This is a genomic window from Chryseobacterium sp. CBSDS_008 (genome assembly GCF_049959325.1).
Classification (GTDB): domain Bacteria; phylum Bacteroidota; class Bacteroidia; order Flavobacteriales; family Weeksellaceae; genus Chryseobacterium.
Map to the genome: position 1 here is coordinate 3,015,269 of NZ_CP188202.1, position 15,252 is coordinate 3,030,520.

The 15,252-nt window shown below is 38.0% G+C and carries 11 protein-coding genes; 1 reads left to right on the plus strand and 10 read right to left on the minus strand.

The features are described from left to right. The 5 genes from ACP3T3_RS13595 to scpA all read right to left on the minus strand — a co-directional run bounded on the left by ACP3T3_RS13595 (position 1) and on the right by scpA (position 5,712). The gene (locus ACP3T3_RS13595; protein WP_426476382.1) at positions 1-1,392 is read right to left on the minus strand and encodes an RtcB family protein; all 1,392 of its coding nucleotides are present in this window, start codon (positions 1,390-1,392) and stop codon (positions 1-3) included. A 27-nt stretch (positions 1,393-1,419) separates the two neighbouring features. After that, on the minus strand, positions 1,420-1,644 hold the full coding sequence (locus ACP3T3_RS13600) for a hypothetical protein (protein ID WP_426476383.1): 225 nt from the start codon (positions 1,642-1,644) through the stop codon (positions 1,420-1,422). 14 nt (positions 1,645-1,658) lie between these two features. Beyond that, the gene (locus tag ACP3T3_RS13605; protein WP_426476384.1) at positions 1,659-2,153 is read right to left on the minus strand and encodes a hypothetical protein; all 495 of its coding nucleotides are present in this window, start codon (positions 2,151-2,153) and stop codon (positions 1,659-1,661) included. A gap of 408 nt (positions 2,154-2,561) precedes the next feature. Further along, positions 2,562-3,548 (minus strand): M28 family peptidase, encoded by a 987-nt coding sequence (locus ACP3T3_RS13610; protein ID WP_426476385.1) that lies wholly within the window; start codon positions 3,546-3,548, stop codon positions 2,562-2,564. 43 nt (positions 3,549-3,591) lie between these two features. Beyond that, positions 3,592-5,712, minus strand: coding sequence for a methylmalonyl-CoA mutase (scpA, locus tag ACP3T3_RS13615; RefSeq protein ID WP_426476386.1), 2,121 nt, complete (start codon positions 5,710-5,712; stop codon positions 3,592-3,594). Between the two features lie 235 nt (positions 5,713-5,947). Here scpA and ACP3T3_RS13620 point away from each other — a divergent pair, with 235 nt between their 5' ends. Further along, positions 5,948-7,165, plus strand: coding sequence for an IS4 family transposase (locus ACP3T3_RS13620; protein ID WP_426476387.1), 1,218 nt, complete (start codon positions 5,948-5,950; stop codon positions 7,163-7,165). Between the two features lie 76 nt (positions 7,166-7,241). Here the strand turns inward: ACP3T3_RS13620 and ACP3T3_RS13625 are convergent, their stop codons facing one another. The 5 genes from ACP3T3_RS13625 to ACP3T3_RS13645 form a co-directional block, all read right to left on the minus strand. Further along, a complete protein-coding gene (locus tag ACP3T3_RS13625; RefSeq protein WP_426476388.1) occupies positions 7,242-9,344 on the minus strand; it encodes a prolyl oligopeptidase family serine peptidase in 2,103 nt (700 codons plus the stop codon). Positions 9,345-9,438: 94 nt separating this feature from the next. Beyond that, on the minus strand, positions 9,439-10,116 hold the full coding sequence (locus ACP3T3_RS13630; protein ID WP_426476389.1) for a hypothetical protein: 678 nt from the start codon (positions 10,114-10,116) through the stop codon (positions 9,439-9,441). A gap of 80 nt (positions 10,117-10,196) precedes the next feature. Further along, a complete protein-coding gene (gene prfA / locus ACP3T3_RS13635) occupies positions 10,197-11,282 on the minus strand; it encodes a peptide chain release factor 1 (RefSeq protein ID WP_426476390.1) in 1,086 nt (361 codons plus the stop codon). Between the two features lie 159 nt (positions 11,283-11,441). After that, the gene (locus ACP3T3_RS13640) at positions 11,442-12,740 is read right to left on the minus strand and encodes an APC family permease (RefSeq protein ID WP_426476391.1); all 1,299 of its coding nucleotides are present in this window, start codon (positions 12,738-12,740) and stop codon (positions 11,442-11,444) included. Between the two features lie 7 nt (positions 12,741-12,747). Next, positions 12,748-15,171 (minus strand): TonB-dependent receptor plug domain-containing protein, encoded by a 2,424-nt coding sequence (locus ACP3T3_RS13645; protein ID WP_426476392.1) that lies wholly within the window; start codon positions 15,169-15,171, stop codon positions 12,748-12,750. Positions 15,172-15,252 lie beyond the last annotated feature (81 nt).

The window sequence follows — 15,252 nt, forward strand, 5'->3', positions numbered from 1 at the left end:
TTATTTGTCCATTCTCACAATTCTTGGCTGGAATGTTCCCAGGATATCTACCAATTCGCTCTGTGCCTTCATCACTTCGTTAATGTCTTTGTAGGCCATAGGTGCTTCTTCTGCATTTCCGCCCATAAGCGTGACATTTTTCAATTTCAATTCTTTTTTGATATCATGTTGAGTGAAAAGGCTTCTGCATTCACCTCTTGAATGGGCTCTTCCTGCTCCATGTGAAGCCGAATTCAGGGATTCCGGATTTCCCTTACCGCGAACGATAAATCCTTTTGCAGTCATGGATCCGGGGATCATTCCCAATTCGTTTACATTGGCAGGAGTAGCACCTTTTCTGTGAACGATCACTTCTTTACCGTTATGAATTTCCTTCCAAGCAAAGTTGTGATGATTTTCAATTCTTGCTTTTACTCTTCCACCGACTGCTTTTACCAGCCTTCTGTGAATATCATCATGACAGGCTGAGGCATAATCTCCTGCAAGATTCATTGCCGTCCAGTATTCCAGTCCAAGATGGGCACTAAGGTCCAGCCATGCGAAGTTTTGAGCTTCTTTGGGTAACGGACACTGTTCTGCTGCCACTCTTGAGTAATACTGTGCGATCTCTGCTCCGAGGCCTCTCGAACCGCTGTGAGAAAGTATTCCCAGATATTTTCCTTTTGGCAGGCCAATTTGTTCGTCTTCTTCGGTGATTTCCACTTCTCCGAATTCAACAAAGTGGTTTCCTCCGCCTGAGGATCCCATCTGTTTGATGGCCTTTCCCTTCAATCTTCTTAAGACCGGGATCATATCGAACGTATCTCTGTCAAAAATCTCATGATCTATGTGAGATTTGTGTGTTTCATACATTCCGAATTTGGTATGTTCGGCAAGTGCTTTTTCATATTTATCTCTTGCTCCGTCAAGATATGAAACGGGTGTATCCAGAATACTGAGGCTCATCCTGCAGCCAATATCCATACCTACTCCGTAGGGAATTACCGCATTTTCCACTGCCAGAACACCTCCTATTGGAAGTCCATACCCGCTGTGGGCATCAGGCATTAATGCTCCCTGAGTAGAAACAGGCAGTTTCAAAGCAGTGTACAGCTGATTTTTTGCCTCTTCCGAGATATTGTTTCCAAAAATCTGAAATGAAGCACGCTGTGAATTCAGCATTCTCTTTTCTGTCTTTTTAGATGAAAGTAAGGTTTCTGCAATCTGTCCGAAGGTGAGATCTTTTTCAAAATTCTCCGGATTCAGCAGGATTTCCTTTAACAGAGATTTTACATGGTGAATATTTTTGGTTGCAAAATTTCTTTTCATGACTTCCAATGCCACGTTTACGCTTTGGTTATTCGGATAGCCCAGTTTTAATATATCTTTTCCTTTTAGTTTTAAATTTCCCATTGTTTTTGTTTTAAATAACATTTGGACTTATACGTCCTGTAAGCTTTCTGCAACCTCTGTTGCAGACATTGTGCAGGTAACATATTTCCTGCTTTTGATAAGTTTTCTTTGATACTTTTCTTTCCATGGATTCGACTTACATAAAATAGTCTTGTGCATAATCCCTATTACCTTATGCTGTCCCAAATAGGAATCCAGCGCTGCATATTCTTTTTCCAGCTCCAAATCCAAGGGTCTGTAATGGGTAATCATATTGGGCTTTACTCTCAGAGTAAATCTCCATGGTTCGGTAAATATATAGTAGGTTCCGAATATTTTACGGACAGGACAGTAGTCATCCTTCTTTTCAAAGTATTGTCTTTCTCTGTCGGTAAGTTCCATTTTGGGTAATTCCAGGAAAATGAAGTAATATACCTGAGCTTCTGTTCTCTTTCTACATATATCTTTCTTCCGAACTTTCTTTTCTTTTTTAGAAATTTTCGGTTATCAGAATACATATAGGTATTTATCTTCTTTAAAATTCCTTCGAAAAAATCTCCGTCCCTGGATTGTTTTACATCATCCCTTACGACAAAGAATCTTACAAATCCTTTTTGATAAGGTTTATCTAATGGTATCAACGGAAGATTTCTTCTTATTTTCCAGAGTTCTCTACTACGTTTGTATTTTGTTCTTATCTGCTTTTCTACATCTTTTCTAATTGTTCTTTTTCTGCTCCTAACGCTTCTCAGGCGGAAATGCAGAAGGTTATCATTTTCCATTGTTCATAGAAGTATGATGCGAGACTGTAAAAGTTTTTCATTTTATCTCACATAACTTTTAATCAACTAAAATATTAGTTGGATGGATTAATAATAGACATTAATAGTTCTGAGGAATGAACCTCATCCTATTTTGTCTTTAATGACACTAAAAAGATTTCGGGGTAAACTTGGAGTTTGAAATATTGCGCAATAAAAAACCCGAAATCTCTACGACTTCGGGTTTTGATATTTCATTGTACTGTTATTCTAAGAATGTACCAAACCGCGAAGCCTTACCACCATAAGTGGCAATCCAACTGTAGAATTCTGTTTTGTTCTGAACATTGCTTCGTTGTTTTTTTATTGGTTAAACTTGATTTTCAGGTGCAAATATATACATTTTTCTGAGAATCAAAATTATTTTTTTCACTTAAGGTGAATAATACTGAGAAAAATAGCATCAATAACTTTTGTCATTCTCTTTGTATCGAGGGTTTCCAGAGTGTCTGTAGGTTCGTGATAATTTTTATTTCTGAAAAAAGATGAATCCGTGATCATGAGTGCCGGAAAATCAAAATTCCAATAGTTGAGATGATCGGAAAAATCTATTCCTGCTACAAATTTAGGTGCTGGAAAAGTTTCTGCTTTGATCTGCTTTGAACCTTTAAAATTGCTAATAAAGTTTTTTACAAACGGACCTGCCCCACTGAACTTTTTAGCTAAAGTAATAAAGTCTCCTTTATCACCGTAAAACCATGAAAGGATCCCTAAAGGAAAGCTCTGTGATCCCTTTTCATCTCTGAAATATCCAATCATTTCCACGCTGGCCATTCCATACACATCAATATTATTGTCTTTTAAGTATTTCGCATGGACATAACTTCCCATGTTTTCGGTTCTGAAATAAGGAGGTTCTTCCAAGGTATAAGCCACAAGATCTATTCTATAGTTCAGCTTTTGTCCTTTAAGCATTCTTGCCAGTTCCAGGAGGGCCGTAACTCCGGTTGCATTATCATCTGCACCCTGCTGATCTCCGCAAACATCGTAATGAGCTCCTATGATGATCCGTTTTTTGTTTTCTGTTCCAAAAGAGGTAATTATGTTCTTATATATTTTCCCATCCACTTTATATTCCTGGTAAGCGGTGCTGTCGCCATAGATATTGAAAGTCTGATGGATATAGTCTGCAACTGCATTCAGCTGGTCAATATTTTTATGATTACGGAATTGTGGAGTTTGGGTAAGTGCCGTCAAATGCTTTTTAACCATAGCGGTGTCTGCTACAACCCGCGAACTTTGTATCAGTATATTTTCCTTACCTAAACCTAACAGGAAAACCCCGGTAATAATAAATAAGCCTACAAGAAGAAACAGTTTTTTCCTTGTAGGCTTTATCATATTTTTCAGATTCATAGGTATGCTTTTAATTTCTGTGCTGAAATTAAAACTTTTCTGTTTATTTTTCTAAAAATCTTTCTAAAATTTCCACTGCACATTTCGGAAGGTTGGTTCCAGGTCCGAAAATAAAGTCAGCACCGTTGGCATAAAGGAATTCATAATCCTGTTGTGGAATTACTCCTCCTACCACAATGGTAATATCATCTGCACCCAATTTGGATAATTCTTCTACGACTTGCGGAACTAATGTTTTGTGTCCGGCGGCCAATGATGATACTCCTAAAATGTGAATATCATTTTCTACGGCCTGTTTAGCTACTTCTTCCGGTGTCTGGAACAATGGAGCAACATCCACATCAAATCCCATATCGGCAAATGCTGTTGCTACCACTTTTGCTCCTCTGTCGTGTCCGTCCTGTCCCATTTTGGCTACCATTAGTCTTGGGCGGCGTCCTTCTTCTTCTTCAAATTTCTGAGTCAGATGAAGGGCTTTTTCAAAGTATTCATTTTTACCGGCATTCATTGCGTATACACCAGAGATTGTTTTAATATTTGCTTTATATCTTCCGAAGGTTTCTTCCATGGCATCACTCATTTCGCCAAGGGTAACTCTTCTTCTTGCTGCTTCAATACATAATGCCAGAAGGTTTCCTTTTCCTGTTTGGGCGCTTTCACGGATTTCATTGAGGATTTGTTCTACAGCTTCAGTATTTCTTTCAGCTTTAATGGTGTTCAGCCTTTCGATCTGCTTTCTGCGAACTTCTGTATTATCAATATCTAAGATTTCTATCTGATCCTGCTTTAATGAGGATTTGAATGAATTCACTCCGATAATAAATTCTTCACCGCTATCGATCTTAGCCTGTTTTTTAGCGGCTGCTTCTTCGATTCTCATTTTTGGAATTCCTGCTTCAATTGCCTTGGTCATTCCTCCTTCCTGTTCTACCTCATCAATATACCTCATCGCTTCTTCGATCATTTGCTGGGTAAGGCTTTCTACCAGGTTACTTCCACCCATTGGATCTACCACATCACATATGCCGCTTTCCTGCTGAAGAATGATCTGAGTATTTCTTGCAATTTTTGCTGAATAATCCGTAGGAAGGGCAATGGCTTCATCCAATGCATTGGTGTGGAGAGACTGTGTTCCTCCTAATGCTGAAGACAATGCCTCTATGGCTGTTCTTGTAATATTATTGAAAGGTTCCTGCTCTGTTAAAGACCACCCGGAAGTCTGGGAATGGGTTCTTAATGCCAGAGATTTTGGATTCTGAGGATTAAACTGTTTTAAAAGGGTTGCCCAGATATATCTTGCAGCACGCATTTTAGCAATTTCCATGAAATGATTCATCCCGATTGCCCAGAAGAAAGATAGTCTTGGGGCAAAATCGTCTACATTCATTCCTGCCTTGATCCCTGTTCTTACATATTCAAGGCCATCTGCCAGTGTGTAGGCCATTTCAAGAACCGGTGTGGCACCTGCTTCCTGCATATGGTATCCTGAAATGGAAATAGAGTTGAATTTTGGAATATTTTGCGAAGTGTATTCAAAAATATCTGCGATGATCTTCATAGAAGGCGCCGGCGGATAGATATAGGTATTTCTTACCATGAACTCTTTCAAAATATCATTCTGAATGGTTCCTGAAAGTAATTCCTGTTTTACACCCTGCTCTTCTGCCGCTACGATATAGAAAGACAAAATGGGAAGTACAGCCCCGTTCATGGTCATTGATACTGAGATCTGATCTAATGGAATTTCATTGAAAAGAATTTTCATGTCTTCCACAGAATCGATGGCAACACCTGCTTTTCCTACGTCGCCCACCACTCTTGAATGGTCAGAGTCATAACCTCTGTGTGTTGCAAGGTCAAATGCTACTGAAAGTCCTTTCTGACCGGCAGCAAGATTCCTTCTGTAGAAAGCATTGGACTCTTCGGCTGTGGAAAACCCTGCGTACTGGCGGATCGTCCATGGCTTTTGAACATACATCGTGGAATATGGCCCTCTCAGATAGGGTGCAATTCCCGGAGAAGTCTGTGTTAAGGATTCATCTTTTACATCTTTTTTCTCATAGGATGATTTGAGTTCAAGCCCGTCTTTTTCAAAATTGTAAATCTCTTTTTCCAGAGGTGATACAATAAAATCCGGTTTTTTCACAGAAACTGTCTTTCGCATTCCAATTATTTTTGTCTCCGTAAAGTTAATTTTTTTGAGCGAAACATGAAACTTCTGTTAACGGTCTGTTATTCTTAATTTTAGCAAAAGAAAAAAGTCAGGCAAATGCCTAGTCATGGTCGGAAGATAAAATCTTCCGATTTTTTAAAAAACAACATAACATATTGTTATTCAATTAATTAACTTGTTTATTTGATTTTTATTTTGTATCTTTATTATTGATAATCAATTATTTATGTCAGTTTTTAGGGATCACAAAATATCACTTAAAGATGTTTTAGAGTTTATTCCCGAAGCCCTTTTAAGCCATCTTTCTGCTACCACCAAAGTAGATTACTACAGTAAGGTTTTGCATGGCAAAAAAATGTTCTACTTGCTTTTATTTTGCATTTTCGATAACGAAAAATTAAGTCAGAGAACTCTGGAAGATACCTTTAATAGCAGCGGATTCAAAGCATTATTCGGCTTAGGAGAAGAGGAAAAAGTCCGAAGGAGTTCGATTTCAGAGCGTCTTTCAAAAATAGATTCTACTTATTTCAAAGAAATCTATGAACAGATGTACGGAAAGTTTTCGGAACTTTATTCGAGGAGCGAAATCGAAAAATATAATTTAATCAGGGTTGACAGTACCACTGTTGCCGATACCTGTAACAAGCTTAAGGAAGGAATTGATCAGAAAAGCGGTAAGAAGCTGGTAAAATTCAGTTTTTCATTTGATGGAATTCTACCATCGGCAGTAGAGATTTTTACAGGACAAAAATATTCGACAGAAGACAATGCCCTTGCTGAATCTATTTTGAAGCAGGTAAAAAAAGAAGAATATCACGATAATATTTATATCATAGACAGAGGTTTACAATCCACAAGAACAATGAAAGAATTTGAAGAAAAGTGTATAAAATTTATTGTTCGTTCCAAAGAAAACAGAAAATTTGAAGAGATTGGATCTTTTCTTAAAGCAGAAAATCCAATAAAATGGGATGATTGGAAAGTTATTAAAGACAGTAAAGTAAAACTCTACACAGGAAAACCTATACAAAATAAGCGAGGAAACCTGCATTATCGAGAAGAAAAGGTGGAAACATTCTTCCGATTGATGGTCATCAAAAATGAAAAAACAAACAAAGAATTTTGGTTTTTAACGAATGAATTTGAACTTTCTGCCCAAGATATTTCAGATTATTACAAAAAGCGTTGGGATATTGAGGTATTTTTCAGATTTATGAAGCAAGAGCTGAATTTAAGCCATCTTGTTTCACTCAACAAAAATGGAATTGAAGTAATGGTCTATATGACCATGATTGCTTCAATGCTGCTTTTGATTTACAAAAAAGCAAATAATTTAGGCTACAAAACAGCAAAAAGACGTATAGCAATGGAACTTAGGGATATGATAACTGCAATTTTAATCATTTTTGCAGGAGGCGATCCAACCAAAGTGTTTAAAACTTAAAAACAAAAATGGTCGGAATTTTCTTCCGACCATAACTAGGCAAATGCCTGACCTTTTGTATTGGTATAAATTTAAATTATTTTTTTATTCCCATCTCAAACAAAGCAAATGATATAAGATCTGCATTTTCACTGATCACCTGATCTGTTGATCTTCCGGCACCGTGTCCTGCATTCTTTTCAATTCTTAAAAGAATAGGATTTTTACAAGCCTGCTTTTCCTGAAGTTCTGCTCCGAATTTGAATGAGTGTGCCGGAACTACCCTGTCATCATGATCACTGGTGATAATCATTGTGGATGGATAGCAGGTTCCTGCTTTTACATTGTGTACCGGAGAATATGATTTAAGGTATTCAAACATTTCTTTACCGTCTTCTGCAGTACCATAATCGTAAGACCATCCTGCTCCGGCTGTAAATTTATTATACCTCAGCATATCCAGAACTCCAACTCCCGGAAATGCTACTCTTGCCAGATCCGGACGCATAGTCATTGTTGCTCCTACCAATAATCCTCCGTTTGATCTTCCAGACAGGGCCATATATTCTTTTGAAGTATATCCTTTGCTTTGAAGATATTCCCCAGCAGCGATAAAGTCTTCAAAAACATTTTTCTTTTGTTGTTTTGTTCCGGCATCGTGCCATTTTTTACCATACTCACCTCCTCCACGGATGTTTGGAACAGCGTAAATACCGCCATTTTCCATCCAGATAGCGTTTACTACAGAGAATGATGGCTGAAGGCTGATATTGAACCCTCCATAAGAGTAAAGAATGGTTGGATTTTTGCCATCCAGCTTAGTCCCTTTCTTATAATTAATCATCATAGGAACTTTTGTACCATCTTTGGAAGTATAAAATACCTGTTCTGAAACATAATCATCCGGATTAAATTTCACTTTCGGCTTTTGATATACTTCAGATTTCCCTGAGTCTACATTAAATTTATAAGTGGTTCCCGGTGTAATATAATTGCTGAAAGAAAAATAAACATCTTTCTCTTTTTCTTTTCCTCCAAATCCTGAAACATTTCCTTTACCGGGAAGGGTAATTTCCCTAACCAGCTTTCCTGTTTTATCGAATTGCTTTACCTGGTCTATGGCATCAATCATGTAGGTTGCGAAGAAATATCCTCCACCGGAAGAGATTCCCAATACATTCCCGGTCTGTGGGATCACATCTTTCCATGTTGATGGAGCAGGATTGCTGATGGTTGTTTTTACAAGACGCATATTTGGAGCATCTTTATCTGTAAAAATGAAAAGATCATCACCCCGTGTATCTACAATGCTGGCATTGATATCAAATCCGTTTACCATTTGTACAAAGTCGCCTCCTTTTTTAAGGTCTTTAATATACAGTTCATTACCATTGGTAGCATTTGCCGCAGAAATGATAAGATATCTCTGGTCTTCAGAAACGCCGGCACTCAGATATCTTCTTGGCGTTTTATCACCTCCGAAAATCAACTTATCCTCAGACTGCTTTGTTCCCAACTTATGAAAGTATACTTTATGCTTATCCGTCATTCCGGAAAGTACCGTCCCTTCTTTTGGTTTGTCGTAGCTTGAATAATAGAATCCTTCATCTCCCTGCCATGAAATTCCGCTGAATTTTACATCCAGTAAGGTTTCATCAATCTGTTTTTTGGTAACGGCATCGATGATTATAATCTTGTTCCAGTCACTTCCTCCTTCAGAAATAGAATAAGCAGCAAGATTTCCTTTTTTGTTGAATGACAGGTTGGAAAGAGAAGTTGTTCCTTTTTCCGAAAATTTATTAGGATCTAAAAATACTTCTGTTGCATTGGTCTTGTTGTTTGTTCTGTACAAAACAGACTGCGCCTGCAAACCATCGTTTTTATAATAATAGGTATAATCTCCTTCTTTGAAAGGTGCTGAAATTTTCTCATAGTTCCAGATATCTTTCAGCTGGCTTTTTATTTTATCCCTGAACGGAATTTTAGAAAGGTAATTCTGGCTGTAAGCAACTTCTTCATCTACCCATTTTTTTGTAGGTTCAGAATCATTTTCCAGATCTCTGAAAGGATCAGAAACAGCGCTTCCGAAATAGGTATCTGTCTGGTTTCCTTTTAATGCTTTAGGGTAATTCATTTTCTGAGAATAAAAAGATGCTGAAAACAACACTCCAGCAGTTAACAATATAGGTTTAAAATTCATACTGATCGGTTTTTCTCAAAAATACGTAAAGTATGTGAAATAAAAAAAGTCCTTCAAATTGGGACTTTCTATTCTTTAATAAAAGTATTTTCAGTTATTCATTGGCTCCGAAACTTTCGAAGTAAAAATCGGTAAGATTGGTAACAATCTCATCCGGGCTCCCATTCCAATAGTATATTTTATCCCCTTCTTTCAGTTCGTAGAGATTAAAATTCTGATCTGTGGTTACTGTTTTATCAGCATTTTTAAAATCCTGAACGGCCTGAATCAAATATTTCTTCAGGTCTTCTGCTTTTATTTTATGAAGATCTCCTTTTGGCCCGGAGGTTAATTTTGACGGAACCAGGAAATTTACAGAATACGTAATTTCTGCAATTTTCTCATCTTTAACATATTCATTAGGGACAACTTTTACATTTTTAACAGTGAGTTTTCCTTTTTTAAAGTTCCCAAACATCGCGGTAAAATACTCTTCTGCTTCTTTTTTACAGGCTGCAGCCGTAGCTTTCGGGAAAGCTGACAGGAAGTTTTCTACACTGCCGTTCATCATTTCTTTTGAAGTTTCTTTAAAATCTACCTGGTATGCATTTTGTCCTTCTACTGTAGGTCTTAAATAATCGTTAAGCTTATTTAAGGCAGCTTCATCGTTATTGACGAAAGTCCCGAAGAACAATTCAAATGCTTCTTTAGGTTTCTTTACTTCAGTCTGAGCCATAAGGTGCTGCCCCATCATGCTAAGCAGCAGCATCAAAATAATTTTGTAGTTTTTCATAGTCTATATTGTATGTTCAGTCATTTGGAAAAAACAAAACCCCTGAAGGATCAGAGGCTTTGTTTTATGTATTGTAATTTTTAATAATTTTCTTCTTCCCCCTTCATTTTCTCTGCATTTTCCGCCATAATTACGGCATCGATCATTTCAGAGATATCGCCGTTCATATAAGCATCCAGATTATACATAGATTTGTTAATTCTATGGTCTGTGACTCTTCCCTGAGGATAATTGTACGTTTTAATTTTTGCAGAACGGTCTCCTGTAGATACCATTGTTTTTCTTTGCGCCGCAATATCTCCCTGAACTTCCTGCAATTTAATATCGTATAGCTTGGCACGAAGCATTTCCATTGCCAATTCACGGTTAGCCAGCTGAGAACGGGCCTGCTGGCATACCACTACAAGTCCTGAAGGCTTGTGGGTAAGCTGAACCTTGGTTTCAACCTTGTTTACGTTCTGACCTCCGGCACCTCCTGAACGGGATGTCTGCATTTCAATATCAGCAGGGTTGATCTCTACATCCACTTCTTCAGCTTCCGGCAGAACGGCAATTGTAATGGCGGAAGTGTGTACTCTTCCCTGAGATTCTGTTTCAGGAACACGCTGTACACGGTGAACTCCTGATTCGAATTTCATAATTCCGTAAACGCCTTCTCCTTCCACTTTCATGATCAATTCCTTGTATCCTTTTGCAGCTTCGTTAGAGTCTGTCACTTCATGTTTCCATCCTTTTGTTTTGAAATACATAGTATACATTCTGTAGATATCTTCTACGAAAATAGCTGCTTCATCACCACCTGTTCCGGCACGTAACTCTACGATAACGTTTTTGTCATCAGCGGGATCTTTAGGAATCAATAATACTTTCAGCTCTTCTTCCAATCCCGGAATTTTAGCCTGCGCTTCCAGCTTTTCTTCTTTAGCGAGATCTACCAGATCTCTGTCTGAACCATCTGCGATGATTTCCTCAGATTCTGCAATGCTATCCAGTGCACCTTTGTACTGATCGTAAACTCTTACAATTTTTCCCAAATCACTGTATTCTTTGTTCAAAGAAGAATATCTTTTTTGGTCTGAAATAACATCAGGCTGTATAATAAGGTCTGCAACCTCATTATATCTTTGTTTTATAGCTTCTAATTTTGGAATTAATGATTTAGACATTGTAGAAATTTTGTGGGTGCAAAGATAAGAATTATTAATTCAAAATTAAAATTCCAAATCAGCATAAATTTTTGAGCATTAGGGATAAAGGGAGCAAAACCACAAAAAGGCAGTTTTGCAAATTGGTTTATCAGACTTTGTATAAGATTAAACTTATGTTTAATATCTTCTGGAAAGTCTTCTGTCTATCAGATATAAAACAATTCCTACTGCAATAATTCCCAATCCTATCAGGCTTTCTTTAGGATTATGAATAAATGTAAAATAAAGGATATATATACTGAACAGCAGAAAAACAGCCGGAAAAATATGGAACGCGTTGGATTTAAAAATTTTTCTGTCTTTTTTCTTCAGGAAAAATACGGTAGAAATTGCGAGACTTGCGAAAAGCTGTAAAATAAAAGCCGTATACACGAAGATTTCTTTGAAACTTCCCGTCAGAATAATAACAGCAGCGATCACTGCATGGGTAAAAATAGCTCTTACCGGAATCCCTTTTTCGTTACCTGCCGATAATGGTTTCCAGATATAGGTATGTTTTGCAAAAGCCTGCGTTAATCTTGATCCTACCCACAGGTATCCGCTAATGGTTGCCACCAGCTGCAGAGCGATAAAAATATTAACAATTTTTCCAAATGCCGGTCCCAGCATATTGATCGCGGCTTCACCCATCACGTCTTCTTTTCCTGCCAGCTGACTTACTGGGGCATGCTTCAGCATAATATAATTCACCAGAATATAGCTTACCGTCACAAAAACAGTTCCTATAATCAAAGATTTTGGAAGGTTTTTCTGAACATCTTTTATTTCTCCGGCAATATAAGAAGCCGAATTCCAGCCTGTGTAAGAGTAAGTGACAAATACCAGAGACGTAGCAAATGCAGGAAGCATGATCTCATTTTTCCAGCTGTCACTGAAGTTTAAACTATTGCCAATCTGTGGTGAATCTGAAAGCCCAACTCCCAAAATAACCAATACAATAATAAAGGCTATTTTGATGAAGGTGAAAAAATTATGAAACCTGCTGGATGTCTTTAAACTGAATGATAACGCAACCGCAACCAGGAAGATGGCGGCAATCGCAAAACCGTTGCCAAAAGAATAATCAAATACAGAGAGGTATTTTGACATCGCCAATGCTGCCAGCGCCACAGGAGAGGAAAATCCAATAATCAGAGAAACCCAGCTTATGAGGTATCCAAACAGCGGATGATAGGTTTCTTTGAGATAGATAAAATCACCTCCGTTTCCTTTGAAATGCGAGCCTAATTCAGCGTAGCAAAAAGCCCCGAACAAAGCCAGAATTCCTCCGATACTCCATAACAAAAAAATACTGTAGGTATTGGTAATATCGGATAACTGAAATCCCAGGGTTGTAAAAATTCCTGTTCCGATCATATTGGAAACCACGATAGCTGCGGCTGTTTTCCAGCCAATCTGATGTGAGGTAGTACTCATTTAATGATTAAAAATTAAAATTAAGCCTTCCAAAGAAATAATTTCCCAGTGTTCCCATCTGAACCGGCGCATATTTGAATACTCCATAATATGAATTTTCATAAATCTGACGATCCGGGAAAACATCAAAAACATTGTTAGCTCCTACCGTAAAGTTGATACTTTTTGTAATATCATATCCAATACTGATGTCTGTAACTACCTTTGGGGAGAATTCCTGGACGCCTCCAAAAGGATAACCATCTCTTATTACTTTGCCAAAATAGGTATTTCTTACGAGAAAATTGAACCTCCCCATTCCATAATTCAATCCTAATGAAGCTTTTGTTTTGGGTGACAAAGTTTCAATGATATTGATCTGATCCGGTCCAAAGAATTCATTTTGCGGAGTTCCTAAGTTTTCCGGAAAATGGAAATCTGTGATTTTTGTTTCTGTATAGTTTCCGGCAAGATTCATATTTAATTTTCCATTACCTAGAATCCAGTCATAAGAAAGCACTACATCTACTCCTTTTGTTTCCGTATCAATGGCATTGGCGAAAAATCTTCCGCTTTCAACTTTAAACTGATCCAGTCTTGGATCGGTAATATTGCTGGTAATCACAATCCTGTTTTTTACCTTTATCCAGTATCCATCTATGGAAATAGTCAACTTATTAAATGGCTTCAGAGTAAATCCTGCACTTGCATTGACAGAAGTTTCCTGTTTGAGTTTATCAAATCCAAGAATTCTCGCTGCATCGCTATCATTTCTGAAAATCCCTTTGGTTACAATTCCGGAACCGGAAGTGGAAATATCGGCATAAGAGTTATTAAAATACTGCTGCTGAAGAGAAGGTGCTCTGAATCCTGTTCCTACCGCTGCTCTTACCGCATAGTTTTTTACAAACTCATACCGCACCGCCAATTTTCCATTCAGCGTATTTCCAAAATCTGAATAATTTTCAAATCTTGCAGCCGCATCAATGTTCAGTTTTTTATCTAAATCATAGGAAACATCCGCATATACCGCAGTGGAATGTCTGTCTTTCTTCAAGGCATTATTTGGAGAAAATCCGATAAAGGATTGAGATCCGCCCGCGCCAAGCACTGTGGATCCTTCTGTGGCAACATTTCCATTGATGTCATATTGGGTATAAGATGCTTCATCGCCGGCTTTAATCTGGTATTGTTCAAATCTGAATTCGCCTCCGAATGCGATATTGAAACGGTTTATATTTTTAGAAACATCAAGATTAATGGTATTCTGAAGGAAACTATGGGCACCTGCATAAAAACGGGTGGGTGATTTTGCGCCGAGAGATGCATTGTTGGTGTTATTGACATTATAATTGAAAGTATTGCTTCCAAAGGTATTGCTAAGGTCAAAAAGCCAGTCATTGACATTATATTTTGCTCCTGCAGCATAAGAAACATCATACACCTGAGATGCCAGCGTTGCCTGAAACCCGTTCGGGTAAATGGATGAAACCACATTAGACGTTTCGCCCGGAAGCCTTCTGAAACCAAACCCTTTTCCTTCTTTAACACTGAATCCTCCGAAAGAATAGATTATAAAATGATCGTTAAAAGGGTATTCTGCGTTGAAAAACAGCTGTCCCTGTCTGATCTGGGCGTCTCCGATCTGAAAATTAAAATCGTCACGGGTTAATCCCCTTTTTTCAATTTCTGCATCATCTGCCGCTCTTGCTGCTGCGGGATCATCAGCAAATGCATACGCAAAATTATTCCCGAAAATATCAAGATCGTGATTTTGTGTTCTTGTGGTTTTCCCTCTGTGGCTTAATTGTAATGAAAGATTAATATAACTGTCTTTTTTTCCTAATGAAGTTCCGTAGTTGGCTCCGGCCTGGTAAGTGTCGCCGTCATTTCTTCCGGTTAATCCATAGGTAAGGCTTGCTGAAGCTCCGGTATTTTTCTTAAGAATTATGTTGATCACTCCTGCAATGGCATCAGAACCGTATTGTGCGGCAGCTCCATCTCTTAAGACTTCAATCCTATCAATTGCAATCACCGGGATGGTACTCAGATCTGTCCCTACAGAGCCGTTTCCTACTGTATTCTGGTAATTTACCAGAGACGTAGAATGCCTTCTTTTTCCGTTAAGCAGCACCAAAACCTGATCAGGCCCCATTCCTCTCAGAGTTACAGGATCAATATGTTCTGTACCATCTGAAGCAGACTGCCTCACGGCGTTAAACGAAGGAATGACATAGTTCAGGAGATCCTGAGCCGTCATTTGTGGAGAACTTCTCTGGATTTTATCAATATTAATTACATCTACAGGGACCGGTGTTTCCAGCTTTGTTCTTTTGACATTCCGGTTTCCGACGATGATGATATCTTCAATCTGTTTTCCTTTTTCCTCACTTTCCTGAGCGGCGATCAGAATTGCTCCAAGCAATAATACAGCTGTACTTAATTTTTTCATTTTTATTCTTGCCAATTAATAATGTGGATCTGACGGATGTTTCCGCAGATACATAAGATTTCAAGAAATGGAATTCATATA